Origin of the sequence: Erwinia sp. MYb416 (genome assembly GCF_037479575.1) — a bacterium.
In the GTDB taxonomy this organism is placed as follows: domain Bacteria; phylum Pseudomonadota; class Gammaproteobacteria; order Enterobacterales; family Enterobacteriaceae; genus Erwinia; species Erwinia rhapontici.
The window spans coordinates 1-708 of record NZ_JBBGYT010000341.1 but is presented as its reverse complement, the minus strand read 5'-3'; the positions used below and the strand labels follow the sequence as shown (position 1 = coordinate 708).

The window sequence follows — 708 nt, the reverse complement described above, 5'->3', positions numbered from 1 at the left end:
CCATAACGACGCGGTCGCCAGGGACAATCAGTTTTTCCAGCATGGCGATCAAATCATCGGTAGGGAGAACTTTATGGGTGAGCCCGAGGCTGGCAATACGGCGCTGTTTTTCGCGGCGGCGCGTATCCCAGATACGGGGGGATGGTTGGGTAAGCATGATGTAACCTCCTGTGAGCGCATCCTGCAGGGATGCTTCAGTCTGGTTACCGAGTCTGCACGCCGGGGCGCAGTCAAACAATTACGCCCAGTGCTATAACCATTACGCCAGGCGTAACGGTTTTTAAAATAGTAATTAAATCAGATGTGTAATGATTTTAAATCGGGATCGTGGTCACAATGCTATCGCGCTAAATGCACAAAGGCGGGCAGATAATGGCAGAAGCCCGTGTGCTTGTAGTGCGGTGACAGGGCTGAGGCCGGGGTGAGCACGCCGGATCGGCAAAAGACGCACCCATGCGGGCCTCGTCACGCAGCGTCCTGGCGCGTGCCGTCCGGCTTACCTCACCCGGCCCCATCCCCGCACAAACGGTGCCCGTATTAGAAAAGGGGGTTAATTAGCATATAGGATCGTTTCGTAAGCCGTAGGTGCAGGCATAAGGATCGGTCCATTGGTTGTCTTTATGGAAGAAGACGGATGATTTCCCATTCTCAAAAACAACAATCCCTAAACCGCTGGATTGTACTGTCCATCGACCTGAAGTGCCGTCT

At 53.7% G+C, this 708-nt stretch carries 1 pseudogene; it reads right to left on the bottom strand.

Going from position 1 to position 708, the window contains the following annotated elements:
* A pseudogene (locus tag WH277_RS04050) lies at positions 1–157 on the bottom strand (malonate decarboxylase subunit alpha); the annotation flags it as partial.
* Positions 158–708: the final 551 nt, after the last annotated feature.